This is a genomic window from Glaciimonas sp. Gout2, assembly GCF_035018905.1.
Lineage (GTDB): Bacteria > Pseudomonadota > Gammaproteobacteria > Burkholderiales > Burkholderiaceae_D > Glaciimonas.
The window spans coordinates 1-606 of record NZ_JASJXA010000133.1 but is presented as its reverse complement, the minus strand read 5'-3'; the positions used below and the strand labels follow the sequence as shown (position 1 = coordinate 606).

Below are 606 nucleotides of genomic sequence, written 5' to 3'. Positions count from 1 at the left end.
CCGAAAGTTGCATCGGAAGTATTTTTACTGCGATATATAAGGCGATTCCAAAAAAAATAAATAAACATCCAATTTCCAATATTACATACATCGCAACATTGTTCAGCTCCCAGCTAAAATTTTCAAAAATAAATAAAAGATAATTAAAGACATTTTTGTAGGATAACGAAATCGGTTTTATTACCCCAATTTCAATTAATACTATTGATAAAATCAACAATATAAAAGAAAGTAAAAAAAATAAATATTGTATATATTTCAGAATTTTTATATTTTTCATGATAAAAAATTATTACTAATAGCATTAAATATACAAAATATACAAAATATACAAATCAGCACTATCATCAAAAAAATGTGCAGAAAAGACCGTTTGCGTTTCGTCATGCAGCGACCTTGTTTCTGATGGTTCTAATAAGAGAATTTTGTATCCCTGCTACATCGTTTAATGGATGTGCGTCAAACACTTGACTTAAATCCAGAGCGCGTTGTGCGCTCGGTGCGCACTGGCTCAGCGTATTGCGGATAGTCGCAAAATAATATTGCCCGTTAAACGCTTCCAGAATATGCAGCTTCTTTTCCCACGCGGCAACGATGGCGCGACCG

General features: G+C 33.2%; 2 protein-coding genes. Both read right to left on the bottom strand.

Annotated features, from left to right (window positions below):
- A partial coding sequence (locus QN379_RS23485; protein ID WP_323507774.1) for a hypothetical protein occupies positions 1-280 on the bottom strand: 280 nt, incomplete at its 3' end.
- A 103-nt stretch (positions 281-383) separates the two neighbouring features.
- The coding region (locus QN379_RS23480; RefSeq protein WP_323507773.1) for a hypothetical protein at positions 384-606 on the bottom strand (223 nt) is incomplete at its 5' end.